Annotated in this window: 24 protein-coding genes; 16 read left to right on the forward strand and 8 right to left on the reverse strand. The window is 65.0% G+C overall.

Going from position 1 to position 25,205, the window contains the following annotated elements:
* Nucleotides 1-139: 139 nt before the first annotated feature.
* The 3 genes from ABIB78_RS13330 to ABIB78_RS13340 form a co-directional block, all read right to left on the reverse strand.
* Nucleotides 140-1,258 carry an acyl-CoA desaturase gene (locus tag ABIB78_RS13330; protein ID WP_429025354.1) on the reverse strand — a complete coding sequence of 373 codons (1,119 nt, stop codon included), beginning with the start codon at nucleotides 1,256-1,258 and terminating at the stop codon, nucleotides 140-142.
* Between the two features lie 232 nt (nucleotides 1,259-1,490).
* Nucleotides 1,491-1,700 carry a cold-shock protein gene (locus tag ABIB78_RS13335; RefSeq protein WP_429024946.1) on the reverse strand — a complete coding sequence of 70 codons (210 nt, stop codon included), beginning with the start codon at nucleotides 1,698-1,700 and terminating at the stop codon, nucleotides 1,491-1,493.
* Between the two features lie 214 nt (nucleotides 1,701-1,914).
* Nucleotides 1,915-2,523, reverse strand: coding sequence for a TetR/AcrR family transcriptional regulator (locus ABIB78_RS13340; protein ID WP_429024948.1), 609 nt, complete (start codon nucleotides 2,521-2,523; stop codon nucleotides 1,915-1,917).
* A 112-nt stretch (nucleotides 2,524-2,635) separates the two neighbouring features.
* Here ABIB78_RS13340 and ABIB78_RS13345 point away from each other — a divergent pair, with 112 nt between their 5' ends.
* From ABIB78_RS13345 to ABIB78_RS13380, 8 genes are all read left to right on the forward strand, one after another.
* Nucleotides 2,636-3,331 (forward strand): PspA/IM30 family protein, encoded by a 696-nt coding sequence (locus tag ABIB78_RS13345; RefSeq protein ID WP_429024949.1) that lies wholly within the window; start codon nucleotides 2,636-2,638, stop codon nucleotides 3,329-3,331.
* A gap of 55 nt (nucleotides 3,332-3,386) precedes the next feature.
* Nucleotides 3,387-3,662 carry a YiaA/YiaB family inner membrane protein gene (locus tag ABIB78_RS13350; RefSeq protein ID WP_429024952.1) on the forward strand — a complete coding sequence of 92 codons (276 nt, stop codon included), beginning with the start codon at nucleotides 3,387-3,389 and terminating at the stop codon, nucleotides 3,660-3,662.
* Between the two features lie 174 nt (nucleotides 3,663-3,836).
* Entirely contained in the window at nucleotides 3,837-4,892 is a 1,056-nt protein-coding gene (locus ABIB78_RS13355; protein ID WP_429024954.1) for a hypothetical protein, read from the forward strand.
* On the forward strand, nucleotides 4,889-5,764 hold the full coding sequence (locus tag ABIB78_RS13360) for a HesA/MoeB/ThiF family protein (protein WP_429024957.1): 876 nt from the start codon (nucleotides 4,889-4,891) through the stop codon (nucleotides 5,762-5,764). The genes ABIB78_RS13355 and ABIB78_RS13360 overlap by 4 nt, the downstream gene beginning before the upstream one ends.
* On the forward strand, nucleotides 5,761-6,960 hold the full coding sequence (locus ABIB78_RS13365; RefSeq protein WP_429024960.1) for a hypothetical protein: 1,200 nt from the start codon (nucleotides 5,761-5,763) through the stop codon (nucleotides 6,958-6,960). Before ABIB78_RS13360 ends, ABIB78_RS13365 begins: the two co-directional genes overlap by 4 nt.
* Entirely contained in the window at nucleotides 6,957-8,078 is a 1,122-nt protein-coding gene (locus ABIB78_RS13370) for a GNAT family N-acetyltransferase (protein WP_429024963.1), read from the forward strand. The genes ABIB78_RS13365 and ABIB78_RS13370 overlap by 4 nt, the downstream gene beginning before the upstream one ends.
* Nucleotides 8,075-9,070, forward strand: coding sequence for a hypothetical protein (locus ABIB78_RS13375; protein ID WP_429024965.1), 996 nt, complete (start codon nucleotides 8,075-8,077; stop codon nucleotides 9,068-9,070). Before ABIB78_RS13370 ends, ABIB78_RS13375 begins: the two co-directional genes overlap by 4 nt.
* Nucleotides 9,071-9,159: 89 nt before the next feature.
* A complete protein-coding gene (locus tag ABIB78_RS13380) occupies nucleotides 9,160-9,366 on the forward strand; it encodes a hypothetical protein (protein ID WP_429024967.1) in 207 nt (68 codons plus the stop codon).
* Nucleotides 9,367-9,373: 7 nt separating this feature from the next.
* Here the strand turns inward: ABIB78_RS13380 and ABIB78_RS13385 are convergent, their stop codons facing one another.
* Together ABIB78_RS13385 and ABIB78_RS13390 are read right to left on the reverse strand one after the other, a co-directional pair.
* Nucleotides 9,374-9,949: a DUF2478 domain-containing protein gene (locus ABIB78_RS13385; RefSeq protein WP_429024969.1), complete on the reverse strand. Its 576-nt coding sequence runs from the start codon at nucleotides 9,947-9,949 to the stop codon at nucleotides 9,374-9,376.
* Between the two features lie 67 nt (nucleotides 9,950-10,016).
* Nucleotides 10,017-11,426 (reverse strand): aldehyde dehydrogenase family protein, encoded by a 1,410-nt coding sequence (locus tag ABIB78_RS13390; protein WP_429024971.1) that lies wholly within the window; start codon nucleotides 11,424-11,426, stop codon nucleotides 10,017-10,019.
* 335 nt (nucleotides 11,427-11,761) lie between these two features.
* Here ABIB78_RS13390 and ABIB78_RS13395 point away from each other — a divergent pair, with 335 nt between their 5' ends.
* Nucleotides 11,762-12,142, forward strand: a complete 381-nt coding sequence (locus tag ABIB78_RS13395; RefSeq protein ID WP_429024973.1) for a hypothetical protein — start codon at nucleotides 11,762-11,764, stop codon at nucleotides 12,140-12,142.
* Between the two features lie 345 nt (nucleotides 12,143-12,487).
* Here ABIB78_RS13395 and ABIB78_RS13400 read toward each other — a convergent pair whose 3' ends face one another.
* Nucleotides 12,488-13,339: an SDR family NAD(P)-dependent oxidoreductase gene (locus tag ABIB78_RS13400; protein WP_429024975.1), complete on the reverse strand. Its 852-nt coding sequence runs from the start codon at nucleotides 13,337-13,339 to the stop codon at nucleotides 12,488-12,490.
* Nucleotides 13,340-13,540: 201 nt separating this feature from the next.
* Here ABIB78_RS13400 and ABIB78_RS13405 point away from each other — a divergent pair, with 201 nt between their 5' ends.
* Nucleotides 13,541-15,037: an aldehyde dehydrogenase family protein gene (locus ABIB78_RS13405; protein WP_429024977.1), complete on the forward strand. Its 1,497-nt coding sequence runs from the start codon at nucleotides 13,541-13,543 to the stop codon at nucleotides 15,035-15,037.
* A gap of 387 nt (nucleotides 15,038-15,424) precedes the next feature.
* On the opposite strand, the gene ABIB78_RS13410 is transcribed toward ABIB78_RS13405, so the two are convergent.
* Nucleotides 15,425-15,808, reverse strand: a complete 384-nt coding sequence (locus ABIB78_RS13410) for a winged helix-turn-helix domain-containing protein (protein ID WP_429024979.1) — start codon at nucleotides 15,806-15,808, stop codon at nucleotides 15,425-15,427.
* A 102-nt stretch (nucleotides 15,809-15,910) separates the two neighbouring features.
* Between ABIB78_RS13410 and ABIB78_RS13415 the strand changes: the two genes are divergently transcribed.
* From ABIB78_RS13415 to ABIB78_RS13425, 3 genes are all read left to right on the forward strand, one after another.
* The gene (locus tag ABIB78_RS13415) at nucleotides 15,911-17,038 is read left to right on the forward strand and encodes an alkene reductase (protein ID WP_429024982.1); all 1,128 of its coding nucleotides are present in this window, start codon (nucleotides 15,911-15,913) and stop codon (nucleotides 17,036-17,038) included.
* 47 nt (nucleotides 17,039-17,085) lie between these two features.
* A complete protein-coding gene (locus tag ABIB78_RS13420; RefSeq protein WP_429024984.1) occupies nucleotides 17,086-17,604 on the forward strand; it encodes a GFA family protein in 519 nt (172 codons plus the stop codon).
* A gap of 130 nt (nucleotides 17,605-17,734) precedes the next feature.
* The gene (locus tag ABIB78_RS13425) at nucleotides 17,735-19,399 is read left to right on the forward strand and encodes a thiamine pyrophosphate-binding protein (RefSeq protein ID WP_429024986.1); all 1,665 of its coding nucleotides are present in this window, start codon (nucleotides 17,735-17,737) and stop codon (nucleotides 19,397-19,399) included.
* A 182-nt stretch (nucleotides 19,400-19,581) separates the two neighbouring features.
* Here ABIB78_RS13425 and ABIB78_RS13430 read toward each other — a convergent pair whose 3' ends face one another.
* Entirely contained in the window at nucleotides 19,582-20,967 is a 1,386-nt protein-coding gene (locus ABIB78_RS13430; RefSeq protein WP_429024988.1) for an LLM class flavin-dependent oxidoreductase, read from the reverse strand.
* A gap of 251 nt (nucleotides 20,968-21,218) precedes the next feature.
* Here ABIB78_RS13430 and ABIB78_RS13435 point away from each other — a divergent pair, with 251 nt between their 5' ends.
* The 3 genes from ABIB78_RS13435 to ABIB78_RS13445 all read left to right on the forward strand — a co-directional run bounded on the left by ABIB78_RS13435 (nucleotide 21,219) and on the right by ABIB78_RS13445 (nucleotide 25,060).
* Nucleotides 21,219-22,604 (forward strand): M20 family metallopeptidase, encoded by a 1,386-nt coding sequence (locus ABIB78_RS13435; protein WP_429024989.1) that lies wholly within the window; start codon nucleotides 21,219-21,221, stop codon nucleotides 22,602-22,604.
* A gap of 139 nt (nucleotides 22,605-22,743) precedes the next feature.
* Nucleotides 22,744-24,027 carry an MFS transporter gene (locus tag ABIB78_RS13440; protein WP_429024991.1) on the forward strand — a complete coding sequence of 428 codons (1,284 nt, stop codon included), beginning with the start codon at nucleotides 22,744-22,746 and terminating at the stop codon, nucleotides 24,025-24,027.
* A 187-nt stretch (nucleotides 24,028-24,214) separates the two neighbouring features.
* Nucleotides 24,215-25,060 carry an IclR family transcriptional regulator gene (locus ABIB78_RS13445; RefSeq protein WP_429024993.1) on the forward strand — a complete coding sequence of 282 codons (846 nt, stop codon included), beginning with the start codon at nucleotides 24,215-24,217 and terminating at the stop codon, nucleotides 25,058-25,060.
* Nucleotides 25,061-25,205 lie beyond the last annotated feature (145 nt).

Here is a 25,205-nt window from a genome sequence, read left to right on the forward strand (position 1 = left end):
GCTCGGCGTGTTGCGCACAGCCTCGGTCAGCATCTCGCGCAATTCAGCCTTGGTCTTGGGTGGTTCCCGCCTGCTCGGTTTTTGCCAGTTGCTCATTGACCTCATATGGGGATGGATGAGGCAAAATGCTACCGCTCACTCAAGGTTTCTGGGTCACGCCGGCCACCGGGGGCGGAACGGCCAGAAGAAAGCAAACCGATTCCACCAGGAGTTCATGCGCTCGGTCGACGATGTCGTCCAGCGATCTCGTCTTCGCGAACATGGCCTGGGCTTCAGCCAGCAACTGGTCACGCGTCGGCATGCTGGGCAGACGCATGTCGGCACGGTGCTGCAACAGGAAAAGTGCCTCCCGCACCGACAATCCGGTTTCATGGACTGACGATTTGATGGCCTGCGCGATGTATTCGGGATTGAAACGGCCGGCGAGCTGCTCAGCCGTTCGCTTGATCACACGTGATCCCAGGCGCTGCTCGTTGCGGAGAACCTGCGCGGGCGGCGCCTTCAGATCCCAGACGAGACCGAGCCAGGACAAGGCCACCAGAACATAATAGGTCAGGTCGATCTCCCACCAGCGGAAGCCTTGCCGCGCACTGCTTTGGTAGGCGTGATGGTTGTTGTGCCAACCCTCGCCCATCGTCAACAGAGCCAGCAGCCAGTTGTTGCGGGAGTCATCGCCCGTAACATAGCGCTTGCGTCCATGAACATGTGCGAGGGAGTTGATGCAAAACGTTGCGTGATACAGCAGCACGGTGCTCCAGAAGAAACCGACCAGGAGGCCCGGCCAGCCCGCAACGAGGAAGCACAGACCTGCGACCACGACCGCCGGAAAAACCTCGAATCTGTGCAGCCATATCAACTCTGGATACGAGGCAAAATCCGAAACTTTCGTCAGATCAGTCGCATCGTGCTGTCGATAAAAGATCCAGCCGAGATGACTGTACACGGGGCCTTTGTGCCCGGGTGAATGCACATCCTGCTCGGTATCCGAATGAAGATGGTGATGCCGATGTTTCGCAGCCCACCAGAGGACGCTCTTCTGGGCGCTGCTTTGGGCAAGGAATGCAAGGATGAATTGAAACGCCCGGCTTGTTGAGTAAGCTCGGTGCGAGAAGTACCGATGATATCCGGCCGTGATCGCAAACATGCGCAGCCAATACAGACCTACGCAAATTGCAATCGCTTGCCATGAGACGCCCGACCAGATCGCCGCCAGACACCCTGCGTGAACCAGCAGAAACGGCAGCACCTGCGGGTACATGATGTCGTCGTGTTGTTGATCTGGATCGATATCGGTGGACAAGCTCGCGACCTCGGCTGCTTAATGCGCGGGCCGCCCGCCGGCAGACGGCTCAAGTCCTGGTCTTGGCGGGCATTGCACGCGGTGTTCTAGAAAGTACCCCCGCGGCCGGTAGACCAGTCGCGGGGTCGTGAAACCAGAGGCTCTGCCAGTACATCCGTGGTCAAAGCAGCATGGCGTCGATAGCGGCGGCTTACGCGGCGCGCAGATTTTCCGCAGCAGATTTGCCAGTCCGGCGGTCTGCAACGATGTCAAAAGAAACCTTCTGTCCCTCGTTGAGGGTGCTCATGCCGGCGCGTTCGACTGCGCTGATATGAACGAAAACATCCTGGCTTCCCTGATCCGGCTGAATGAAGCCGAATCCCTTTTGGCTGTTAAACCACTTCACGGTTCCCGTATTCATGGGAGATCGTCCTTTAATGTAGATGCGTGTTTGTAGCCGCACTCAAGAGCGCAGCAGGCGAATTCGAAGTTCAGGGGGTGAGGGTCGTCAGTCAGGCGCGCTGTCAGCGGCGAGGCCAAGTCGTTCGGCCGAAACTCGATCCACGGTATATGACTACTATTCGATCATTTTGCAAGCTTTCCCTTTCCGACCTCGATCGCTGCGTCCCCAGGCGCTATTCCTTTTTCGCGGTCAGGCCATCGACCATCGCGCGCGTCAATGTCGAGATCTCGCTGCGCAGCGCACCGATCGGCACCGCGATCAGCTTGTGTTCCAGCCCGAGCGCGACCATGCCGTGCACGGCCGAGAACAGACTGCGCGCGGTGACGCCGAGCTGCGCCGGCGAGCGCTGCGGAAGCAGCACCGAGAGCGGTTTGTAGATGTGGCGGAATAATTCCATCTGCTCGGTGATGGCCCATTCCGGCACCGGCTTGCCGGGCTGCATGCGGTGCTCGAACAGCGCGCGCCATAGTTCGAGATTGTCGGCGGCGAAGTCGCAATAGGCGACCGCGATCCGCACCAGCATCTCGCGCGGTGCCGCCGCCCCACCGATCTCGGCCAGCGACAGCGACGCATCCAGCCGGGCCAGGGTGCGTGAGCCGACGCGCAGGATCAGCTCGTCGACATCCTCGACCAGATTGTAGACGCCGCCATTGGCGACGCCGATCTCCTGGGCCAGTTCGCGCGTTTTCAGGCCGCCGAGACCTTTTGCCGCAATCGCCCGTTCCGCCGCCTCGATCAGCGCTTCGCGCAGTTTTGCACGTCGTTCCAACGCTTTGGACATGTTTCACCCGTCGTTAACCATAGTCTTGAGCGTTGCTCAAATATTAATTGAGCGTCGCTCATTATCTGGTACAAAAGAGTCATGAGCGATGCTCATAACAGGGAGTGACCAAATGTTCAAAACTGTTTTGACGATTTTCCGCGGCAGTGTGGCGGCAGCCGAGGAGGAACTGCAAGACCGGACCGCGCTGGTCGTCCTCGACCAGCAGATGCGCGATGCCGCCGCCGCGGTCGAGCGCTCAAAGCGGTCGCTGGCGCTCGCAATCGCCGGCGACCAGCAGGAGGGCCGCCGGCTCGACGCCACCAACGGCCGGATCGCCGATCTCGAGGTGCGCGCATCAGCGGCGCTCGAGGGCGGCCGGGAAGACCTCGCCCGCGAAGCCGCGCAGGCGATCGCCAACCTCGAAGCCGAACGCGATGCCGCGATGACCGCGCGCACGCTGTTCGCCAGCGAGATCACCCGGCTGAAGCGCCACGTCGCCAACGCGGAGGCGCGCATTGCCGAGCTCGATCGCGGCCGCCGGCTGGCTCGCGCTTCGGAGGCGGTGCGTTCGCTGCGCCGGAGCGGCATTGAGGCGGCGCGTCCCTACGAGTCGACGCTGCCGGAAGCAGAGGCGACGCTGAAGCGGCTGCGCGAGCGGCAGCTGGAAGCCCAGGCGGCTGACGACGCCCTGTTCGAGATCGATACCGCCTCCGGACCGCTCGTCATCGCCGAGAAGCTCGCGGAGCAGGGCTTCGGTCCGCGCATGAAATCGACTGCCGACGACGTGCTGGCGCGGCTGAAAGCCAAGCGCCCGTCCGCCGCCTGAAACCTCAAGCCTGAAACCAAGCCAACTTCAAACCACGCATCATCAGGAGACGACCATGAACCAGACCATCCAACCCCACAGCGGCGCCTGGGTCACCTTCACCTACGCGTCCTTCGCGGCCTCCGCCTTCCTCGTCGCCGTCGGCGTGTTCTTCCTGCCGATCAGCCTCTGGATGCAGGGCTACCTCACGATGGGCATCGTGATGCTGATCCAGACCTGCATCACGCTGACCAAGACGGTGCGCGACAATTACGAGAGCAGCAAGTTCGTGAACCGCATCGAGGACGCCAAGGCCGAGCGCCTGCTGATGGAAGTCTCCAAGGCGGGGTAAGAACGCGGCCGGAGCCGATGCCAAGCGGCGGGTATTTTCACCCGCCGTTTGCAGTTCGGGGCAACTTGTTCCGTTTCCAAAAGGCCTTGTTTACCCTGCGGCAAACAGCGGCAGGTTGCGCTCATGGCTCCTTAACAGGGGTGAGTGCAGAGATCGCGCCCGAGGGACAGAGAAATGGCGTCCACGGACAATCGCACGCCCGCTTCGCGCGGCAGCAAGGGCCTCGCGAAGGCGCGCGCGGCCTTTGACCGCCTGCGCAGCCATGGCAGCTTCTGGCTGAAGGCGCTGTCGCAGCCGACCATCGATCTCACCTTGCGCACCCAGGCCGGGCAGCGAACGCGCATCGTCGAAGCGCCGGGCCTCTCGCTGCCGAAGGACGAGCTCGACGCGCTGGTCGGACAATTGCGCATCGTCGCCGCGAAGACGCTGCCCGAGGAGAGCCTGACCTACGGCATCTTCTCCGGCGAGCCGGAGCGGCTGTCGCGCGCCATCATCACCCTGATATCAGAGGAAGACACCGGACGGCCGATCGCGTTCAATGCACTGTCGGTGATGGACGTGCCGCTCGACGGCGAGCCGGCGGAGGTCACCCATCTCGGCCTCGTCATGGTCGATCCCGATGTGCGCGGGCAGGGGCTGTCATGGGTCCTGTACGGCCTGACCGCGCTGGTGCTGTTCGCCCGCGACGGGTTGCGGCCGAAATGGATATCCAACGTCACCCAGGTGCCGGCGGTGGTCGGCATGGTCAGCGACACGTTCTCGGATGTGTTCCCGTCGCCGCTGCCGGGCGCACGACAGAGCTTTGCGCATCTGCAGCTCGCGCGCGGCATCATGGCACGGCATCGCGCGGTGTTCGGCGTCGGCGAGGAGGCCGGCTTCGACGAGGCGCGTTCGGTCATCACCAACGCCTATACCGGCGGTTCGGACGCGCTGAAGAAGACCTTCGAGATCGCACCGAAACATCGTGACGCGATCTACAACGAATTTTGTGAGCGCGAGCTGGATTACGGCCGCGGCGACGACGTGCTGCAGATCGGCCGTGTCGATCTCGCCGGCGCGCGCCGCTACCTCATGAGCGAGGTGCCCCCGGGCTCGCTGCCGGCACTGCTCGCGGCGTCGGCGATGCTGGCGCTGCAGCGGCTGGTGCTGCCGGTGGTCTACTGGATGGACGACACCCGCGCCTTCGGTACGCTGCGTCCGCGCAAGCAGGATAACGGGGCCTTGCGATGAATTTCGACTATTACTCCTTCACCGGCCGTAATATCGGCTTCATCGACGAGCACGAGCAGCAGCTGTTGCGCCAGGCGCGGGTGTTCGTTTGCGGCGTCGGCGGCATGGGCGGTGCGGCCTTCATGGCGCTGGCGCGCGCCGGCGTCGGCAAGTTCGTGATCGCCGACATCGATCGCTTCGAGGTCTCCAACCTCAATCGCCAGGTGTTCGCCTTCGCCGACGGGGTCGGTCGCGAAAAGGCGGCGGTTGCCGCCGAAGCCGCCAGGCGTATCAACCCGACCATCGAGATCGAGGTGCTTGGCGAGAACTGGACCGGCGAGCTCGCCGGGATTGCCGCGCGCTGCCCGGTGATCGTCAACGGCATGGACGATATCGCTGCCGGTGTGCATCTGTACCGGACAGCAGAGAGCGCTGATTCAACCGTGATCGACGCCTACATGTCGCCGCTGCCGTCGGTGATCGTGGTGCGCCCGCACGATCCGCGGCCCGAGCAGCGCCTCGGCTTTCCGACCACCGGCAAGGACTGGACTGACATCACCGAGGACGACCGCCGCGCCGCGATGCGTGCCGAGATCGAGCACGTCATGCTGCATTCCTCGTCGCGCAACTATGTCGATCTCGCGATCGCCGGCGAAGTTGCAGCCGGCCGACGCAGCCGGATGTCGTTCGCGCCGATGGTGATCTCGACCGGCATGCTGATGGCCTATGAGGCGGTCGCGCTGATCCTCGGCCGCACCTCCGGCACCGATTGCCGCGGCTGGTTCCTCAACCCGCATCGGCCCGCGATCGAGAAGCCGCGCAATGCCCTGATTGCCGCCCTGATGCGCCCGCTGGTGCGGCGGGCTATCGATGAATTGACAGGTCACAAATGACGTCGGGGGTGATTGCCGATTCCATCGTCAATCTCTGCGGCGCCATCGGCATCGCGGTGGCGATGATGACGTTCTATCGGCGTGATCCGAGGAGCCCGCTGACCCGCCGCCTGCTGCTCGCGCTTGGCGCGATCGCGGCCCTGTTCCTCGACCGTGGCCTTGCGTGGTGGAGTGGAAGCTGGCTGCTCGATCGCCTCTCGGTGATCCCGGCCTCGCTGATCCCGCTCGGTGCGTTGATCGTCACCGAAGGCATCTTGCGCCGCCACGCGCCGCGCGCGGTCAAGATCGCGGCGCTCGCCGGCGGCGTCCTGCTCGGCCTCGGCGGCACGTTCGGGCTGCAGCGCCTTGCAATGCCCTATGCGATCACGCTGGCGCTGTTCCAGCTCGGTGGCTTTGCCACCTGCGCGTTGCTGCTGGCGACGCGGGACCGCGCGTCGCTGATGGCGTCGGAAAACCGCAGCATCGGCCGCATGGCGGTCGGCGCGCTGGTCGTGATCCCGTTCATCCTCACCGACTTCCGCACGCTGTTTCCGGATATTCCGGTCCGGCTCGGCGCACTCGGTGCGCTGTTGACTGTGACCGTGATGCTGATCGCCGGCGGCGGCGCCGAGACGCGCCGGCATGGCCTTGCGATGATGGCGTTGCGGCTGGTCTCTTCGGGCCTGCTGGGCCTCGCCGTCGCCTTCATGGCGCCCGACGTCGACGCTGCGCAGATGATCCGGTTCGTCGCGGTTGCGATCGCCGGCGTGCTGACCATCGGCCTGATGACAGACGCGCTGCGGGCATTGTTCGAGTCGCAGGAGCCGGGTGTGCTCAATTCGGTCGCGGCGTCGCCGGCGCAGACCAGGGAGCAGTTGATCGCCGAGCTCGCGCGGCATCCGATCTTCGAGAGCGCGCGGCGTTTCCGTGAAAACGAGCTCGCGCCCTACGATCCGCCGCTGCTCCGCGATGCCCTGTCGACCAGGCGCGTGCTGCGCCGGCCCGATGCGCCGTGGGGGCTGTCGCCGACCGATCCGGCGGCCGAGCGCATGGTCTCGCTGATGACCGCCAACAGCGCCTCCCACGTCATTGTGCTCGCGCACGATCCGCTCGATCTGATCGTGCTCGCCGTGCCGGTGACCGCGGCTGATCCCGCCACTGAAACCGCGCTGGCGCTGGTGCGGCGGCTGTTGGCGTTGACCCCGGAGGCCAAATGATATCAGAGATCCAGGAGGGCGATCGCAGGGCGGCATTCGACGCCGCCCTCAATGCCTATGGGCCCGATAGCCTCTATGTGCCGCCGCTGTGGAGCGATTTCGACCGGATGTCCGATTCCGCGAAGAATCCGTTCATCACCGAAGGTCATGGCCGCTACGCGCTATTCTCCGCGCATCGCGACGGAACGCCGGTCGGCCGCATCGCAGCCTCGATCCACGACGCCTCCAACCGCAAGCACGGCACCCGCCATGGCGCGTTCGGTTTCTTCGACTGCATCGACGACCCCGATGTGGCCGATGCGCTGCTGCGCGCCGCCGAGCAATGGCTGTCCGCGCGCGGCATGAGCCACATCGCTGGCAATTTCAATCTGACGGCGATGCAGCAGATCGGCGTGATGACCGACGGCTTCGACCATGCGCCGTTCACCGACATGATGCGGTCGCCGCCGCACATCGCGCGCCACCTCGAGCGCGCCGGCTATGTTGCGACCTTCCCGATGACGACGTTCGAGATCGCGCTCGACGGCGGCAAGCCGGAGCAATTGCTCGGTGACAAGCAGCGCGCGGTGCTGGCCGACAAGGATTTCGTCTGGCAGCCGATCAAGCGCTCCGCCTTCAAGGTGCGGCTGGAGGATGCGCGGCTGATCCTCAATGACGGCTTTGCCGATAATCCGATGTTCGTGCCGCCGACCACGGCCGAGTATCTGTTCCAGGCCGGCGACATGATGTGGGTTATCGACAAGCGGATTTCCACCGTGGTCTATCACCGCGGCCGGCCCGCCGGCGCGATCATCGCGATCCCCGACCTCAATCCGCTGATCAAGGCGATCGGCGGCCGGATCGGGCTGACGGCCCCGTTCAGATTCGTGCAGCACCGCATCATGAACACGCGCGCCGTGCTGATCTATCAATCGGTCTGCCGCGACCTGCACAATCGCGGCCTCAATGGTGCGATGCTCTACCACACCGCGCTGGCGCTGCAGCAGGCCGGCTACCGCACGCTCGGCGGCACCTGGATCGCTGATATCAATGCTCCCTCGCTGCGCCAGGTCGAGAAGGCCGGGGCCCGGCCGCTGCACCGGCTGCATCTGTTCACCAAGAGGCTGGTCGCGGCATGAGCGAGCTGACGCCGGATTTGCTGCGCGAGCTGGTCGCGGAGGCGCGGCTGGCGCCGAGCGTCCACAACATCCAGCCGACGCGCTGGCGCCTGCTCGACGACGGGCGGCTGGCGCTGGTCGACGCGACCGGCGTCCGTGCGCCGGTCGCGGACCCCGCGGGACATGATGTTCTCGTCTCGCACGGCGCGGCGTTGGAGGGCATGAGCCTCGCGCTCAACCGCCGCGGCTTCGCAATCACGGGCATGACCACGATCGAGCAGCCGCTGTCGCCGCAATTGGCCGTGCTTTGCAACTTTGCGATCAGGCAAGGCGTCGCGCCCGATCCGTTGGCCGGCCATGTGGCGCGCCGCATGTCGTGGCGCGGCAAGTTCGCGGCGTCGGCTGACGATGCGGCGGCGCTGGCCCAGCTTGCCGTAGCGCGTGACGATTTGATCTGCATTGGGGATCGCCGGGCGATCGCCGACATCGCCCGCTGGGCCGATCAGGCCGAGTTCTCCTTTGTCCGCGGCGACGATTACCGGGCCGAGTTGCTTGCATGGATGCGGCTGTCGCCCGATCATCCGCACTATCTGCTGGACGGCCTCAACCGCGACGCGCTCGCCATGAATGCGATCGAGGCCACCGCCGCCCGCTTCGTGCTCGGCGGCCTGTTCAAGCCGCTGGATCGTCTCGGTATCGCCGCATCGCTGCTCGCCGACAATGCCAAGACCGCGTCGGCTTCGGCGATCATCCTGTTCTGCCGTCCGGTCGGTGAGGATCCACTCATGACGGGCCGGCACTTCTATCGCACCTGGCTCGAGATCGATCGCGCCGGCTTTGCGGCGTGCCCGATCTCGGCGCTGGCCGATCATCCGGACTTCAACGATCGGCTGCGCAAACTTGGCCAGCTCAGTGCCGACCTGCGCCTCGTCAACGTGTTCCGCATTGGGCGGCCATCGAAACCGCAGAAACCGCGGCATTTCCGGCTGCCGGTCGATCGGCTTATTGTCTAGGCGCCGACAGATGAGGTGCGATATCCGCTGTCAAAGCTTCACGGGGTCGTGCTATGACGCCGCCCGCAAACCAATGACCGGTGGATATGATGTCGAAGCAATCGTTGCGCGAGGAGGCCGAACGCCTGATCCGCGAAACCATGGAGAAGCGGAACCTGGTCATCAAGCAGGGCACGACCCGGATCGAGGCCGTCTGCGGCAAATGCGGCGCGCCGAACCGGGTGCAGGCGGAAAAGGGCCAGGCCCGCGTCAAGTTCACCTGCAAGCAGTGCGACCACAAGCAGGAAACGCTGTAAGCGCGCGTTACTTGAACACTTCGCAAACCGTGATGTGATCCGGCGCAGTCCGGGCTGCGGTCCGCAGCGAGACGTTGCGCCACCAGGCGTCCAGCGCGTGGCGATTGCAGGTGAGCTTCACGCTCATCCCGCCGGCGAACTTGATCCAGTCCGCAAAGCTCTGATGTGACACCGCGATCACGACGGGAACATCGGCACCCAGCGCGCGCTCGATCAGGAAGCCGAGGCCCTTGCCGTCGCGTTCCCGCTTGCCGAAGCGGTTGATGATGACGAGATCGGCGCCTGCCGCCAGCGCATCGGCGACGCGGACGCCGGCGGCCTGCAGCCGCGACAGATCGAGCTTGCAGCCGGTGGCGCCCGAACTTGTAGTACCTGGGCTCGGCGGCTGCGCCAGCAGCAGCATCTCGCCGCTATGGAGCAGCACCGCCGACAGGCTGGAATCGGCGCATTGGCCGGTCTGCACCATGCCGACGACGCGCGCGCCGTGCGCGTTCAGAGCGCCGGCGAAGTCGCGCAGGATGGCATCGGGATCGTCGTTGTCGTCATAGACCAGGGCAGCAAGGTCGCATTGGGCATCGAACATGATGAGCTCTGTTCGTTGAGAGGGGCGACCGCGGCGCCAAAGCGTCGCGGCCGCATGTTTTCCAGGATCAGGCGGCCGGCGGGCCGTTGATGATCTGCAGCTGGGTGAATTCGGCGAGACCTTCCTCGGCGAATTCGGTGCCGATGCCCGACTGCTTGGCGCCGCCGAACGGAATGTTCGGGGCCATGTCGAGGTGCTTGTTGATCCACACCGTTCCCGCTTCGATCCGGGTGGCGATCTCATGCGCGCGCTCGATGTCCGATGACCAGACCGACGCACCGAGGCCGTAGGTGGTCGCGTTGGCGCGGCGGATCACGTCATCCCTATCGGAATATTTGATGACAGGCAGCACCGGACCGAACTGCTCCTCGTCGACCAGCTTGGAGCCTTCCTTGATGTCGCGCACGATGGTCGGCTCGATGAAGTAGCCGGGGCGGTTCATCGCGGCGCCGCCGGCGATCACATTGCCGTTCTTGCGGGCGTCGTCGAGGAACGCCTTCACCTTCTCGTACTGCATCTTGTTCTGCAGCGGGCCCAGCTTGGTGCCCTGCTTGGAGCCGTCATCGACGACGGTGTTCTTCGCAATCGCGACCAGCTCGTTGCAGATTTCGTCATAGACGGATTCGTGCACATAAAGCCGCTTGATGGCGAGGCAGACCTGACCGGAGTTCTGGAACGCGCCCTCGAAGATGCCAGGCGCGACCTTCTTCGGATCGACGTCGTCGAGCACGATGCCGGCGTCGTTGCCGCCGAGTTCGAGCGTGATCCGCTTCAACGTCTGCGATGCGCTCGCCATCACCTTCCGGCCGGTCGCGGTCGAGCCGGTGAAGGAGATCTTGCGGATGTCAGGGTGCTTGGTCATGTGATCGCCGAGATCGTTGGCGTCGGCGATGAAGTTCAACACGCCCTTCGGCAGGATGTCCTTGACCAGCTCCGCAAAGCGCAGCGAGGCCAGCGGCGTGGTGGGCGCAGGCTTCACCACCAGGGTGTTGCCGGCGAGCAGCGCCGACGGCAGCTTGAACGCCAGGATCAGGAGCGGATAGTTCCAGGGAATGATCGCGCCGACCACGCCGAGCGGGCGGCGATAGGCCTCGACCTTGCGGTCGCCGGAATTCTCGATCACCCGCATCGGCAGATCGAGCGAGCCGAGATAGCGGAAGAAGCCGGCCATGCCCATGACCTCGCCGGTGGCATCCGCGAGCGGCTTGCCCTGTTCGCTGGTCAGGATGCGCGCGAGCTCGTTGGCGTTGGCCTCGATCGCCTCGGCCATCTTGATGATCAGCTTGCGGCGCTCCTCCATCGGCGTCGCGGCCCATGCCGGGTAGGCGGCCTTCGCGGCGGCGACGGCCTTGTCGAGCTGTTCCCTGGAAGCGCGCGGGCATTGCGCCACCACCTCTTCGGTCGCCGGATTGAGCACCGGCATCGTGCCGTCGCCGGGTACCATCTTGCCGTCAATGAGAAGACTGTAATCACTCATAGGCTTTGCTCTCCCTAGTCAAACGGGCCGTTCGGGCCTCGCTATATTCATGTGTATATCACGACTACAACGAGGACGCCACGGCCATCCACGGCGCGCGCCTGATCGCCGAACCGAATAAGCTCGCTCGGAAAATGTCGAAGAAAAATCAGCCTGAGCCTTGCGATCACTTATTTGCGGTTGCCGGCCCGGCGTCAACGGCGACGGCGCGGGCTTCAATGTATTCTAACGTCGCGCGCGATCACACCGGATACTCTGTGGTTATATTGAGGACTGGACGCTGGCCGTCCTATCGATATATTACAACAAATATAACGATGATCCGGAGTGCCGGTATGCAGATCGAAACCCAGGAGCTCACCACCTGCGAGGTCGCGCCCGACGGCTGCGCCATTTCGCTGGGGTTCGTGGACGGCAAGGGCGAGCCCGCGACCATCCGCCTGTCGATCAACCAGGTCGGCGCGCTGGTCATGACGTTGCCCGGGCTGATCAGCAAAGCGCTGCAGACCCGCTTCGGCGACCAGACATTGCGTTACGCCTATCCGCTGGACTCATGGACAATCGAGCAGTCGACCGATCCGGCCCAGGGCATGATGACGCTCAAGACGTCAGACGGCTTCAGCGTGTGCTTCTCGATCCCGCGCGCGCAGCAGAGCGAGCTCGGCGAGGCGCTGGTGGCGCCGCCGGCGACGCCGGTGCGGGTGCGGGCGAATTGAGGCCGGCTTTGCAGGGTGGGTTAGCGAAGCGTAATCCACCATTTCCGCCGCGGCGGGAGAAGAGGTGGGTTACGCGGCTCTAACCCGCCCTACGATGCCCAGGGCGATCACATATGCTCCTTAAGCGGCTGTGCACGTACTCGGCCTCGTGGTTCGAGACGCGCCGCAAGCGGTGCTCCTCACCATGAAGGTCTACTATTGTGCCGCAAAACAAGCCCTCATCCCCGCGCAAAGGCTTCGCCTTTGTCGCTGGAGGAGCCCGCCAGAGGCGGGCGTCTCGAAGGATGGCCGCAGGGACGCTTCTCGCCAGATTTTTCCCAAATGCAATTGCCCTGCTAGGATTCCCTACTTCCCCTTCACGAATGCCGCGAACGCGTCGCCGTAGTCAGGATGCCAGCGCGACAGCGGCGGACGGTTTTCGACGATGTCGCCGGCGGCCCACAGGATGCGGCGCTCATCGAGCGCGCGCGGCACGTCATTGTCGGGGCAGAGGATATAGAAATCGCCGGCGGCGAGGCGCTCGATCATGAAGTCGACAGTCTGTTCCGAGGTCCAGGCGCCGGCCGGCTTCTCGGTACGGCCGCGGGCGGTCAGCCCGGTGAAGACGAAGCCCGGGATCAGCAGATGCGCTGATATCTTGCAGCCGTCGGTGTTGCGCAGCTCGTGCTGCAGCGCCTCGGTGAACGCCTTCACGCCGGCCTTGGAGACGTTGTAGGCGGGATCGCCCGGCGGCGTGGTGATGCCCTGCTTGGAGCCGGTGTTGATGATCAGCCCCGGCCGGCCGCGCTTGATCATGTTGGGCGCAAACGTCTGCGTGCCGTTGATCACGCCCCACAGATTGACGCCAAGGATACGCTGCCAATTGTCCGCGGGCCCGAACATCGCGCTGCCGGGCTGGATGCCGGCATTGTTCATCAGGATATCGGTGCTGCCGAACTTGTTCGCGACGGCGGCCTCGAGCCTTGCGACCTCATCGGCGTGGCTGACATCGACCTCGGCCGTCATGATATCGGCCGCGCCGCCGGGCGCCGCAGATGACAGTTTTGTCGCAGCCGCCTTCAACCTGTCATCGCCGAGATCGGCGATGCAGACCTTCATGCCAGCCTGCGCGAATCGCAATGCGGCGGCAAGTCCGATGCCGGACGCGCCTCCGGTGATCACGGCAACATGATTGGCTGATATCACGGGGTGGGGCATCGGCGGTCTCCGGACACATCTGTGGCTGAGGTTCAAGACTTAACATAATGCACCTACCATGCACGCAGGCGCATGGGAGGTTTTCATGCGCGCCACCCTCGACAACGCCGGCTCGGCTTTACGGTTTCGCGCCTGCGCTGTAGAATTCGGGATATAACGCTTCCAAAGACCTCAGCCGACAATTTGACAGGGAGTGCAGACATGGCTGTTTCGCAGGCTGTTCCGATCACGCGCCATCCTTACGCCGATGGCTCCTACAAGAAGATGCTGATCGACGGCAAATGGGTCGACGCCGCCTCCGGCAAGAAATTCGAAACCCACAACCCCGCCACCGGCGAGCTGCTGGCCTCTGTCGCCGAAGGCGATGCCGAGGACATCAATCGCGCGGTTGCGGCGGCGCGCCGTGCGTTCGAAGGGCCCTGGAGCAAGGTGAAGCCGTTCGAGCGGCAGAACATGCTGCTGAAGCTCGCCGAACTCGTCGAAGCCAACTTCGAGGAACTGTCCCAACTCGACACGCTCGACATGGGTGCACCGATCAGCCGCACCCGCGGCAACCGGCTGCGCGCGCTCGGCATGTTGCGCTACTACGCGGGACAGGCGACCGCGATCCATGGCGAGACCATCGAGAATTCGCTGCCCGGCGAGATATTCTCCTACACGCTGAAGGAGCCGATCGGCGTGGTCGGCGCCATCATCCCGTGGAACGGGCCGCTGACCGCCTCGATCTGGAAGATCGGGCCGGCGATTGCGACCGGCTGCACCGTGGTGCTGAAGCCGGCCGAGGAATCGCCGCTGACCTCGCTGCGGATCGGTGAGCTCTGCATGGAGGCCGGCATTCCACCCGGCGTCGTCAACGTCGTGCCCGGCTATGGCGAGACCGCGGGCGCGGCGCTTGCTTCGCACCCCGATGTCGACAAGGTCGCCTTCACCGGCTCGCACGTCACCGGGCAATCGATCATCCGCGCCTCGGCCGGCAACCTGAAGCGCGTCTCGCTCGAGCTCGGCGGCAAGTCGCCGGACATCGTGTTCGCCGATGCCGATCTCGACGCCGCGGTGCCGGGCGCTGCGATGGCGGTGTTCGCTAATTCCGGCCAGATCTGCAGCGCCGGCACGCGGCTGTTCGTCGAGCAGAAGGTCTATGACGAATTCGTCGGCCGCGTCGCCGAGTTCGGCAAGAAGCTGCAGGTCGGCAACGGCCTCGATCCCGGCACCCAGATCGGCCCGCTGGTGTCGCAGCAGCAGATGGATCGCGTGTCCGGCTATCTCGACATCGGCCAGAAGGAAGGTGCGAAGGCGCTTGCGGGCGGCGGCCGCCTCACCGAGGGCGCGCTGTCGAAGGGCTATTTCGTGCAGCCCACCGTGTTCGCCAATGTGCAGGACAACATGCGCATCGCGCAGGAGGAGATCTTCGGCCCGGTGATTTCGGCGATCTCGTTCAAGGATCCGGAAGAGCTGATCAAGCGCGCCAACGCCACCACCTTCGGCCTCGGCTCCGGTGTCTGGACCACCAATGTCAGCAAGGCCCACCAGGTCGCCAAGGCGCTGCGCGCCGGCTCGGTCTGGGTCAATTGCTACCAGACGATGGACCCGGCGGTGCCGTTCGGCGGCTACAAGATGAGCGGCTACGGCCGCGAGTCCGGCAAGCAGCACGTCGAGGAATATCTCAACGTCAAGGCGGTCTGGATCAAGACGGGTTAGAGCCTCGAAGGCACTGCGCTCCCTCTCCCGTTTGCGGGGGAGGGCAATCGCATATGCGCTCGATGCCTGCACAAACTCGTCATGCCCGGCCTTGTGCCGGGCATCCACGTCTTGATTCCGCGCGAGAAAAGACGTGGATGGCCGGGACAAGCCCGGCCATGACGAATGTGGAAATGACAGAACCGTGCCTTTCGCTGCCAAATGCGATCGCCCCGCGTTTGCGGGCGAGGGGGCGCTTGCACGATTTCGGAAAATTGGAAATGTATTCTTGATTTGCCCGACGTGTCAAGTTGCCTTGTCGAACGCCGGACGCTGCCGGCTCCTTTGCATGGGGTTGTTTTCGATATTTTGGCAGCGCGCCTCTGCGACGGTCGCCGGCTCTTGCGCTTACCGTCCCGCTGCCTTCCTCGGCTTGCCGATGTCGCTGCGCAGGGCCTCGAGATCCTTGCGCACGGCGGTCGCCGCGTCGCGCTCGATCTTACGGTAGCGCGCCACCAGAGAGAGGCCGAACGGGGTCAGCACCGCGCCGCCGCCGTTCTTGCCGCCGGTCTGCCGTTCCACCGCCGCCTGTCGGCAGATGCGGTTGATCTCGTCGACGAGGTCCCAGGCGCGCTTGTAGCTCATGTCCATGGCGCGGCCGGCCGCGGAGATCGAGCCGCATTCCCTGATACGCTCGAGCAGCAGAATCTTGCCCGGCCCGATCCGGTCCTCGGCATCGAGGTCGATGCGAACGCTCAATGAGGGGAGCGATGTGGCGCTCGATTTCGACATGGCAGACCTGTTCTCTTGGCAACAGATTGCCACTACCCGCTTTCATGAACAAGATGAACCCGTTAGATAACGGGAAATGACATAAGATTATTTGGGGCAGGCATGAATCCTCTGTCGCTGTTCTCTCCGCTCAAGGTCGGTCCTTACCAGCTCGAACATCGCGTCGTGATGGCGCCGCTGACGCGGATGCGGGCGGCGCGGCCGAGCCTCGCGCCACGGCCGCTGAACGCGGAATATTATGCGCAGCGCGCCACGCCGGGCGGCTTGCTCATCGCGGAAGCCTCACCGGTGGTCGCCACCGGCTTCGGCAATCCCGGCGTCCCCGGCATCTACACCGAGGTCCAGATCGCGGGCTGGCGCGAGGTGGTGGATGCCGTGCATGCCAGGGGCGGCTTGATCTTCCTGCAACTCTGGCACGTCGGCCGCGTCTCGCACTCCTCGTTCCAGCCTGATGGCGCGCTGCCGGTGGCGCCGTCGGCGGTCGCGATCCCCTCCGAGTTCAAGGCGATGACCGCGGACGGCAAGGTGGTCGACTACGAGACGCCGCGTGCGCTCGAGACCGACGAGGTCGCCCTGATGGTCGAGGCCTATCGGCAGGGCGCGAAGAACGCGCGCGCCGCCGGCTTCGACGGCGTCGAGATCCACGGCGCCAATGGCTATCTGATCGAGCAGTTCCTGCAATCGCGCAGCAATCTGCGCACCGATCGATATGGCGGTTCGATCGAGAACCGCGTCCGCTTCCTGATGGAGGTGACGCAGGCGGTGACCGAGGTCTGGGGCGCCGATCGCGTCGGCGTGCGGCTCTCGCCCTACGGCATTGCCAATGGCAGCGGCGAGGCCGACCCGATGCCGCTCTACGGTCACGCCATCAAGGCGCTGGACAAGCTCGGGCTCGCCTATCTGCATTTCATCGAGCCGCGCGCCTCGGGCACCGGGCGCGCCGAGGTCGACTGGCAGAACGTGCCGTCGGCGATGGTGCTGTACCGCCCGATGTGGAGCGGTGTGCTCATCACCGCCGGCAACTTTGTTGGCGACAGCGCGCAGCGCGCGGTCGCCGAAGGTCACGCCGATGCGATCGCGTTCGGCCGCTACTTCATCTCCAACCCGGACCTGCCGCGCCGCCTGCAGCGCGGCTATCCGCTGACCAAGTACAACCGCGCCACCTTTTATGCCGGCGAGGAGAAGGGCTACACGGACTATCCCGTGCACGATGAAATGGCGCGGGCCTAGACGCCCGTTGTTTCATCCGGGCTACAATGGCTTGATGGGAGTCCCCGATGTTTCCGGAAGACGAGGAGTCCTCGCCGAGCAAGAAGCCAAAGCCCGTGGCGCTGGCAAAGCCCGCGGTCGGCCAATGCCTGTGCGGCAAGGTGCGCTTCGAGATCGACGTGCCGGCGCGCTGGGCTTGGCACGATCACACCGCCGCCAGCCGTCGTGCCCATGGCGCGGTTTATGCGACCTATGTCGGCAGCTGGAAGAAGCGCTTCCGCATCACGCAAGGCGAAAGCGAGCTCTCGCGTTACGAGGATGCCGCCAGCAAAACCGCGCGCAGCTTCTGCGCCAATTGCGGCACGCCGATTTCTTACGAACGGGCGCGTTCGCCGCATATGGTCAACATCCCGCGCGCGCTGTTTTACGGGCGCACCGGCCGGCAGCCGCTCTATCACATCGCGATCGAGGAATTGCAGGAATGGGCCTATACCGGCGAGCCGCTGGTGCCGCTGAAGGGCTATCCCGGCGTGGTCTGGCAACGCTCGAAAAAGAAGAAGCGCAGCGAGCGCGAGGGGATGGTCTAGAGAGCGCGTGACCCCAGGCGCGCGCCTGCGGAATGCGGCCATGACCGGCCGCTCGATTGCTCCCAAAGCGCAAGTTTGGTCATCTCCCCTTGATCCCGCCGGCCAACGCGCCGGCTGGCCTGGAGGGAACATGAAGAATCGCATTACCGGCCGCTCGGCATTTCTGGCGCTGCTGAAGGATGAGGGCGTCACCCATCTGTTCGGCAATCCCGGCACCACCGAGTTGCCGATCATGCATGCGCTGAAGGACCATCCTGACCTCACCTATGTGATGGCGATGCAGGAAAGCCTGGTCGTCGCGATGGCCGACGGTTTCAGCCGCGCCTCCGGCAAGCTCGTCGCCTGCAACGTCCATGTCGCGCCCGGCCTCGGCAATGCGATGGGCTCGCTCTACAATGCAAGCTTCACCGGCACGCCGCTGATCCTCACCGCCGGTCAGCAGGAGCAGGGCCACGGCCTGACCGAGCCGGTGCTCTACGGTCCGCTGGTGCAGATGGCGACGCCGCTGGTGAAATGGGCCGTCGAAGTGACGCGTCTCGAAGACCTGCCGCGCATCGTGCGCCGCGCCGCCAAGATCGCGACCACGCCGCCCACCGGGCCGGTGTTCATTTCGCTGCCCGGCGACATCCTCAATGCCGAGGCCGGCATCGAGCTCGGCCGTTCCACCCGGGTCGATACGCGCGTCAGGCCGTCGGAGGATTCGCTGAAGGCGCTGGCCGCGCGCATCCTCAAAGCGGAGCGCCCGGTGATCATCGTCGGCGACGAGATCGTGAAAAGCGATGCACTGCGCGAGGCGGCCGATCTGGCCGAGACGCTGGGCTGTCCGGCCTGGCAATCCTCGACGCCCTATGGCGCGCATTTCCTGTCCGAAAGCCCGAGCTTCATGGGCGCGATCGCGCGGCTGCAGAAGGTCGCCCGCGATGTGCTGGCGCCGCACGATCTCCTGATCGCGCTCGGCGGCGATCCGTTGCGAATGTCGGTCTACAGCGAGGTCGATCCGCTGCCGGACGGCCTCTCGATCGTGCAGGTCGGCCTGGTCGACAGCGATCTCGCCAGGAACTATGGCGCCGAGATTGCGGTGAAGGCCGACGTCAAGGAAACGCTGCGCGCGCTGGTGCCGGCGTTGAAGGAAGCTGGCGGCGGCGCGCTGGAGACGCGTGCGAAGCAGAGCCTTGCGGCATTGTCGACGAAGAACTGGGCGGCGAAGCGCAAGACGCTGGTCGAGCAGATCTCGAAGGCCAGTCACACCTCGCCGATCGATCCGGACTGGCTCGCGCTGCAGGTCGTGGAGGCGATGCCGGACAATGCGATCCTGGTCGACGAGGGCCTGACTTCGTCGCGCCAGATCCTCGCGCTGCGCGCGCATCGCGATCGCTACGGCTATCACGCGCTCGCCTCCGGCGGTATCGGCTGGGGCCTGCCGGCGGCGGTCGGCGTCAGCCTCGCCAATCCGCAGCGGCCGGTGGTGTGCTATTCCGGCGACGGCTCGTCGATGTATTCGATCCAGTCGCTGTGGACCGCGGCCAACCACAAGCTGCCGCTGACCTTCGTCATCGTCAACAATGGCGGCTACCGCATCATCAAGCAGCGCCTGCTCGCCTTCCATGGTGACGACAACTATGTCGGTATGGATTTCATCGATCCGCCGGTCGATTTCAGCGCCCTCGCGCGCTCGCTCGGGCTCGAGGCGATCAAGGTGACGGACCCGCAGGAGCTGAAGGGCGTGATGCAGTCCGCATTCAGCCGTCCGGGTGCGAAGCTCATCGAGGTAGTGGTGAGCAATTCGGTGAATTGAGTTTTCGCCGCGCGCTCAATCTCTCGCCGTCATCCCCGCGCAACGGCTTTGCCGTTGTCGCTGGAGGAGCGCGCTCTTGCGCGCGTCTCGAAGGATCGACGGCCCGGCTCGTGGCCGTGCATCCTTCGAGGCTCGCCGAAGGGGCGAGCACCTCAGGATGACGGGAGGAAGAGCGGTGTCGTCTACTCCGCAGCAATATGCGTCTTGACGCGATACCGGCCCGCTGGATGCGTCGCGTCGAGCCTCGCGCGGCCCGCGCCGAACAGCTTCTCGCGCAAGGTGCCCTTGGCGTAGTCCCGCTTGTAGCGGCCGCGTCTGGTCAGCTCCGGCACCAGCATGTCGGCGATATCCTCGAAATCGCCGGGCGAGATCGCAAACGCGACATTGAGGCCGTCGACGTCGGTGTCCTCGAACCACTGCTCGATCTTGTCGGCGACCTGCTCCGGCGAGCCGACCACCACGGGGCCGGCGCCGCCGATGCCGACATGCTCGGCGACCTCGCGCACGGTCCAGACCCGATCGGGGTCGGCGCGGGTGACGTTGTCCATCGCGGAGCGGCCGGCGTCGTTCTGCACATGGCGCACTTCCTGATCGAGCGAATAGGTCGAGAAATCGACGCCGGTCCAGCCGGACATCAGCGCCAGTGCGCCCTCGTGGCTGATATGGCTGCGATAACAGGCATACTTTGCCTTGGCTTCTGCCTCGGTCGGCGCCACCACGACGCACATCATCGAGAACATCAGGATCTCGGCCGGGTTGCGGCCCTTCTCCGCGGCGAGTTCGCGGATCGCCGACACCCGTGGGCCGATCACCTTCGACGACGGGCCCGACATGAACACGCATTCGGCGTGCTCGGCGGCGAATTGCCGGCCGCGCGGCGAGGTGCCGGCCTGGTAGAGCACCGGCGTGCGCTGTGGCGACGGCTCCGAGAGATGGATCGCGTTGAGCCGGTAGTTGGCTCCCTCGTGCTGCACGCGATGCACCTTGCTCGGGTCAGTGAAGATGCCGCGCGCGACGTCGCGGATCGCGGCGTCGTCCTCCCAGCTGCCTTCCCAGAGCTTGTAGACCAGCTCCATATATTCGTCGGCGAGCTCGTAGCGGTCGTCATGCGCGGCCTGCTTGTCCTTGCCGGCGCCGCGCGCAGCGGAATCGAGATAGCCGGTCACCACGTTCCAGCCGACCCGGCCGCCGGTCAGATGGTCGAGCGTCGACATCCGCCGCGCGAACGGGTAGGGCGGCTCGAAGGAGAGGTTGCTGGTGACGCCGAAGCCGAGATTTTCCGTCACCGCAGCCATCGCCGGGATCAGCATCAGCGGCTCGTTGGCCGGGGTCTGTGCCGCGTTGCGCAGCGCCGCATCCGGACTGTTGGCATAGACGTCGTAGACGCCGAGCACGTCGGCGAGGAACAGGCCGTCGAACCGGCCGCGCTCCAGCGTCTTCGCCAGATCGGTCCAGTAGGACAGCTTGTTGTAGTCCTTGGTGCGATCGCGCGGATGGGTCCACAGCCCCGGCGACTGATGCGCCACGCAGTTCATGGCAAAGGCGTTGAGCCGGATTTGTTTTGTCATTGTCGAAACCTTGGTCGAAACCTTGAGCGCCGCTTCGATTGCTGCCCGGTCGATGCCGGGCGTCCCTGCATCAACTTGTTGCGACTTCCCCCGTTTTGGCAAGGCCCATTCGCATTTCACGCCCTTCCGGTCGCGTTCCGATCCCGATAGGTTGCGCCTCTTCAGAAGCATGATCCGGATCTGCGATGCGGCTATCCGGCGGGTTCATGCCAAGGGATCATATCAAGACGCGACCTGACGAAGGAACAATCATGGCGACACGGGCCGACGCAATCGCAAATGTGCGAGAGCATTTTCAATCGGGACAGTTCTTGAAGGAGCTGGACCGCAGGGTCGGCTACCAGACCGAGAGCCTGAATGCCGACAAGGCCAGTGCGCTGCGCGCCTATCTGGTCGAGAATTTGCAGCCGGCCTTTGCCGAGCTTGATTTCACGACCCGCCTGATCGAGTCGCCGACCGGCCGCGGGCCCTATCTGATCGCCGACTACCAGGAGGATGCGGCGCGGCCGACCGTGTTGACCTACGGCCACGGCGATGTCGTCGACGGCATGGTCGGCGAATGGCGCGACGGGCTCAATCCGTGGCAGACCACGGTCAAGGGCGACCGTGTCTATGGCCGCGGCACTGCCGACAACAAGGGCCAGCATTCGATCAACATGGCTGCGCTGCGCGCGGTGAAGCAGGCCCGCGGCGGCAAGCTCGGCTTCAACGCCAAGTTCATCATCGAGACCGGCGAGGAGATCGGCTCGCCCGATCTGCGCGAGGTCTGCGAGGCGCATCGCGAGGAGCTGAAGGCCGATCTGTTCATTGCCTCCGACGGGCCACGGCTGTCGGCGGAGCGGCCGACCATCTTCCTCGGCTGCCGCGGCGGCAACCGCATCCATCTTGACGTCAATCTGCGCGAGGGCGGCAACCATTCCGGCAATTGGGGCGGCGTGCTGGCCAACCCGGCGACGATCCTGGCGAATGCGATCGCGAGCCTGGTCGACGGCAAGGGCCGCATGAAGCTCGACATCCTGAAACCCCCGCCGATCTCGAACCGCGTCCGCGCCGCGCTCGCCGACGTCGAAATCAAGCCGACGGCGGACGAGCCGGCGCTGGCGGAAGATTGGGGCGAGGAGAGCTTGACCGCGGCCGAGCGGCTCTATGCCTGGAACACGCTGGAAGTGCTGGCGATGTCGTCGGGCAATATCGAGAAGCCTGCCAACGCGATTCCGGGCAAGGCCAACGCGGTGCTGCAGCTCCGCTTCGTCGTCGGCACGAAATATCTCGAAGTGATCGATGGGGTCCGCGATTATCTGCACAAGAACGGCTTTCCGATGGTCGAGGTCTCGGGCGCACAGCGCTTTGGCGCCTCGCGCACCAACATGGACAGCCCATGGATCGACTGGGCAGCGAACTCGATCCGCACCACCACTGGCAAGGCGCCGGCCGTGCTGCCGAACTTCGGCGGCTCGCTGCCGAACGACGTGTTCTCCGAGGGCCTCGGCTTGCCGACGATCTGGGTGCCGCATTCCTATCCGGGCTGCTCGCAGCACGCACCCGACGAGCACATCCTGCTGCCGGTCACCGAGGAGGCGCTGACCATCATGGCCGGCCTGTTCTGGGATCTCGGCGAGGCACCGCGCAACGCGTGATGCACGTCCCAAGTCGTCATGCCCGGCCTTGTGCCGGGCATCCACGTCTTTGACCTCCGCGCAGACAGACGTGGATGGCCGGGACAAGCCCGGCCATGACACGTTGAGAGACCGGTGCCCAGTTCGCCAAGGAAATTAGATGACCCTATCGACGCCGCTCACCTCCGAAGCCGAAATTGTCGCGAAGAAGAGCATCACCCGCCTGATCGTCGCGACCTCGGTCGGCAACGCGCTCGAATGGTACGACATCTCGGTCTACGCCTATTTTGCGGTCTATCTCTCCAGGGCGTTCTTCCCGGCCAATGATCCGACCACCTCGCTGCTGCTGACCTTCGGCAGCTTCGGCCTGTCGTTTTTGATCCGCCCGATCGGCGGCGTCGTGCTCGGCGCCTTTGCCGACCGTCGCGGCCGCAAGGCCTCGCTGATGCTGTCGATCGTGCTGATGACGCTGGGCACGCTGGTGCTGGCGCTGATGCCGACCTACCAGACCATCGGCATCCTGGCGCCGATCGCGGTGATGCTGGCCCGCCTGGTGCAGGGCTTCTCCGCCGGCGGCGAGTTCGGCTCCTCGACCGCGTTCCTGGTCGAGCACATGCCGGAGCGGCGCGGTTTTGTGGCGAGCTGGCAGTTCGCCAGCCAGGGCGTCAGCGGCCTGTTAGGGGCGGGCTTCGGTGCGCTGCTGACCTCGCTGATGAGCTCGCAGGACCTGCAGTCCTGGGGCTGGCGGCTGCCGTTCCTGTTCGGCGTGCTGATCGGCCCGGTCGGCATCTACATCCGCAACCATGTTGACGACGCGACGCCGCCGCCGGCCGCGAAGCAGCAATCGCCTGTGACGGAAGTGTTCGCGCGGCAGAAGCTCGCCACGACGCTGGCGATCGGCGCGCTCGCGGTGTCGACCGCGGTCAACTACCTCATTGTCTACATGCCGACCTATGTGGTGAAGACGCTCAACCTCGCGCCGTCGGTCGGCTTTATCGCCGCATTCGCCGCACAGACGGCGGTCGCGCTGCTGGCGCCGATCGCCGGCCTCGTCTCCGACAAGATCGGGCGCACCACGCACATGATCCTGTTTGCGCTGCTGTTGCTGGTCTCGATCTTCCCGGCCTTCCTGCTGCTCACCGGCAAGCCGACGCCTGTGATCATCCTGCTCGGCGTGCTCTGGCTCGGCGTTCTCAAGTCGCTGTATTACGGGCCGCTCGCCGCGCTGATGTCGGAACTGTTTCCGGCGGCGACGCGGGCGACCGGGCTCGGGCTCAGCTACAATATCGGCGTGACACTGTTCGGTGGCATGGGACCGGCGATCATGACCTGGCTGGGTGGCTTCGCGCCGATCGGTGATCTCGCGCCGGGCTACTACCTCACCGGCGTCTGCTTGCTCAGCCTGTGGGCGCTCTTCACGATCCGCCGGTTGCGGCTGGCTTGATTTCGTGAAACGAAATTTAAATGCCCTTGTTGCTGCAAAGCAGCGTAAATTGTCGAAATCAAAGTTTCATCTGACGAAAGTATGCGGTGTCCGGCGCGTGTCATCCGTCTTAGGATGATGTTGCCGGGCCCGTCCCTTCATCGTGCCCGGTTCAGGAATTTGGAATTGAGGCAAGGAAGGCCAAGGCATGAACGCCTCCACGACTGCGACCACACGGACCAGCCGCAAGAGGCCACTGCCGGAGCCGGGCCAACCCGACAAGTTCAATGCGATCCAGAAGGTTTGCGCGATCCTGCGCGTGCTGGCGCAGCGCTCGCCGCTGCGGCTCACCGACATCGCCGATACCACCTCGCTGAACAAGGCGACCGCGCTGCGCATCCTCAACTCGCTGATCGAGGAAGGGTTCGTCAGCCGGGTCGCAGGCGCCAAGACCTATGAGCTCGGCCAGGAGGCGCGGGTGATGGCGGTCGGCGCGCGCCGCTCGGTCGACATCGCCGAACTGGCGCAGCCGAGTCTGTTGCGGTTGTCGGAGCGCTCCGCCGATACGGCGCTGTTGTCGGTGCGCTCCGGCGTCGAGGCGCTGTATCTGGCACGCTCGGTCGGCAGCCATCCGCTGCAGCCGAACTATCTGCAGATCGGCAGTCGCCGCCCGCTCGGTGTCGGCGCCGGCGCGCTGGCATTGCTGGTCTGGCTGCCGGATGCCGAGATCGAGGCTGTGATCGAGGTGATCGTGCCGCGGCTGGCGAAATCGCCGCGCATCACGCCAAAATTCCTGCGCGAGCGGATCGGCCTGGCGCGCAAGGCCGGCCACACCGTGCTGATCGACGCCGCGTTTCCCGGGATGGGCGGCGTCGGCGTGCCGGTCCGCGACGATGCCGGCGAGGTGGTCGCCGCGCTCTCGATCGGCGCCGCATCCGACCGCATCCGCCGTCGCGAGGCCGAGCTCGCCGACATGCTGAAAAAGGAAGCCCAGGTACTGGCCCGCGCGATGGCCCAGGCGCCGAAGACCGGGCGTAGCGTCAAGGCGGGGTAGAGCGCGCGTGGGACCGGCATGCCGCGTTTGGTCAAGCGAATAATCCAGGGAACCCAACGGCATCCAAAGGCATCCGCGGGCATCGGCGCCTTGCGGGATCGCGCGCTTGCCGTCATCATGTCACCGCCCCGCTGCAGGAACGCCG

The sequence above is a fragment of the Bradyrhizobium sp. I1.14.4 genome, assembly GCF_050435825.1.
In the GTDB taxonomy this organism is placed as follows: Bacteria; Pseudomonadota; Alphaproteobacteria; order Rhizobiales; family Xanthobacteraceae; genus Bradyrhizobium.

What these genes read in the sequence shown, in the direction of transcription:
- ABIB78_RS13330 (WP_429025354.1), bottom strand. Translation starts at nt 1,258, where the DNA reads ATGTACCCGCAGGTGCTGCCGTTTCTGCTGGTTCACGCAGGGTGTCTG.
- ABIB78_RS13335 (WP_429024946.1), bottom strand. Translation starts at nt 1,700, where the DNA reads ATGAATACGGGAACCGTGAAGTGGTTTAACAGCCAAAAGGGATTCGGC.
- ABIB78_RS13340 (WP_429024948.1), bottom strand. Translation starts at nt 2,523, where the DNA reads ATGTCCAAAGCGTTGGAACGACGTGCAAAACTGCGCGAAGCGCTGATC.
- ABIB78_RS13345 (WP_429024949.1), top strand. Translation starts at nt 2,636, where the DNA reads ATGTTCAAAACTGTTTTGACGATTTTCCGCGGCAGTGTGGCGGCAGCC.
- ABIB78_RS13350 (WP_429024952.1), top strand. Translation starts at nt 3,387, where the DNA reads ATGAACCAGACCATCCAACCCCACAGCGGCGCCTGGGTCACCTTCACC.
- ABIB78_RS13355 (WP_429024954.1), top strand. Translation starts at nt 3,837, where the DNA reads ATGGCGTCCACGGACAATCGCACGCCCGCTTCGCGCGGCAGCAAGGGC.
- ABIB78_RS13360 (WP_429024957.1), top strand. Translation starts at nt 4,889, where the DNA reads ATGAATTTCGACTATTACTCCTTCACCGGCCGTAATATCGGCTTCATC.
- ABIB78_RS13365 (WP_429024960.1), top strand. Translation starts at nt 5,761, where the DNA reads ATGACGTCGGGGGTGATTGCCGATTCCATCGTCAATCTCTGCGGCGCC.
- ABIB78_RS13370 (WP_429024963.1), top strand. Translation starts at nt 6,957, where the DNA reads ATGATATCAGAGATCCAGGAGGGCGATCGCAGGGCGGCATTCGACGCC.
- ABIB78_RS13375 (WP_429024965.1), top strand. Translation starts at nt 8,075, where the DNA reads ATGAGCGAGCTGACGCCGGATTTGCTGCGCGAGCTGGTCGCGGAGGCG.
- ABIB78_RS13380 (WP_429024967.1), top strand. Translation starts at nt 9,160, where the DNA reads ATGTCGAAGCAATCGTTGCGCGAGGAGGCCGAACGCCTGATCCGCGAA.
- ABIB78_RS13385 (WP_429024969.1), bottom strand. Translation starts at nt 9,949, where the DNA reads ATGTTCGATGCCCAATGCGACCTTGCTGCCCTGGTCTATGACGACAAC.
- ABIB78_RS13390 (WP_429024971.1), bottom strand. Translation starts at nt 11,426, where the DNA reads ATGAGTGATTACAGTCTTCTCATTGACGGCAAGATGGTACCCGGCGAC.
- ABIB78_RS13395 (WP_429024973.1), top strand. Translation starts at nt 11,762, where the DNA reads ATGCAGATCGAAACCCAGGAGCTCACCACCTGCGAGGTCGCGCCCGAC.
- ABIB78_RS13400 (WP_429024975.1), bottom strand. Translation starts at nt 13,339, where the DNA reads ATGCCCCACCCCGTGATATCAGCCAATCATGTTGCCGTGATCACCGGA.
- ABIB78_RS13405 (WP_429024977.1), top strand. Translation starts at nt 13,541, where the DNA reads ATGGCTGTTTCGCAGGCTGTTCCGATCACGCGCCATCCTTACGCCGAT.
- ABIB78_RS13410 (WP_429024979.1), bottom strand. Translation starts at nt 15,808, where the DNA reads ATGTCGAAATCGAGCGCCACATCGCTCCCCTCATTGAGCGTTCGCATC.
- ABIB78_RS13415 (WP_429024982.1), top strand. Translation starts at nt 15,911, where the DNA reads ATGAATCCTCTGTCGCTGTTCTCTCCGCTCAAGGTCGGTCCTTACCAG.
- ABIB78_RS13420 (WP_429024984.1), top strand. Translation starts at nt 17,086, where the DNA reads ATGTTTCCGGAAGACGAGGAGTCCTCGCCGAGCAAGAAGCCAAAGCCC.
- ABIB78_RS13425 (WP_429024986.1), top strand. Translation starts at nt 17,735, where the DNA reads ATGAAGAATCGCATTACCGGCCGCTCGGCATTTCTGGCGCTGCTGAAG.
- ABIB78_RS13430 (WP_429024988.1), bottom strand. Translation starts at nt 20,967, where the DNA reads ATGACAAAACAAATCCGGCTCAACGCCTTTGCCATGAACTGCGTGGCG.
- ABIB78_RS13435 (WP_429024989.1), top strand. Translation starts at nt 21,219, where the DNA reads ATGGCGACACGGGCCGACGCAATCGCAAATGTGCGAGAGCATTTTCAA.
- ABIB78_RS13440 (WP_429024991.1), top strand. Translation starts at nt 22,744, where the DNA reads ATGACCCTATCGACGCCGCTCACCTCCGAAGCCGAAATTGTCGCGAAG.
- ABIB78_RS13445 (WP_429024993.1), top strand. Translation starts at nt 24,215, where the DNA reads ATGAACGCCTCCACGACTGCGACCACACGGACCAGCCGCAAGAGGCCA.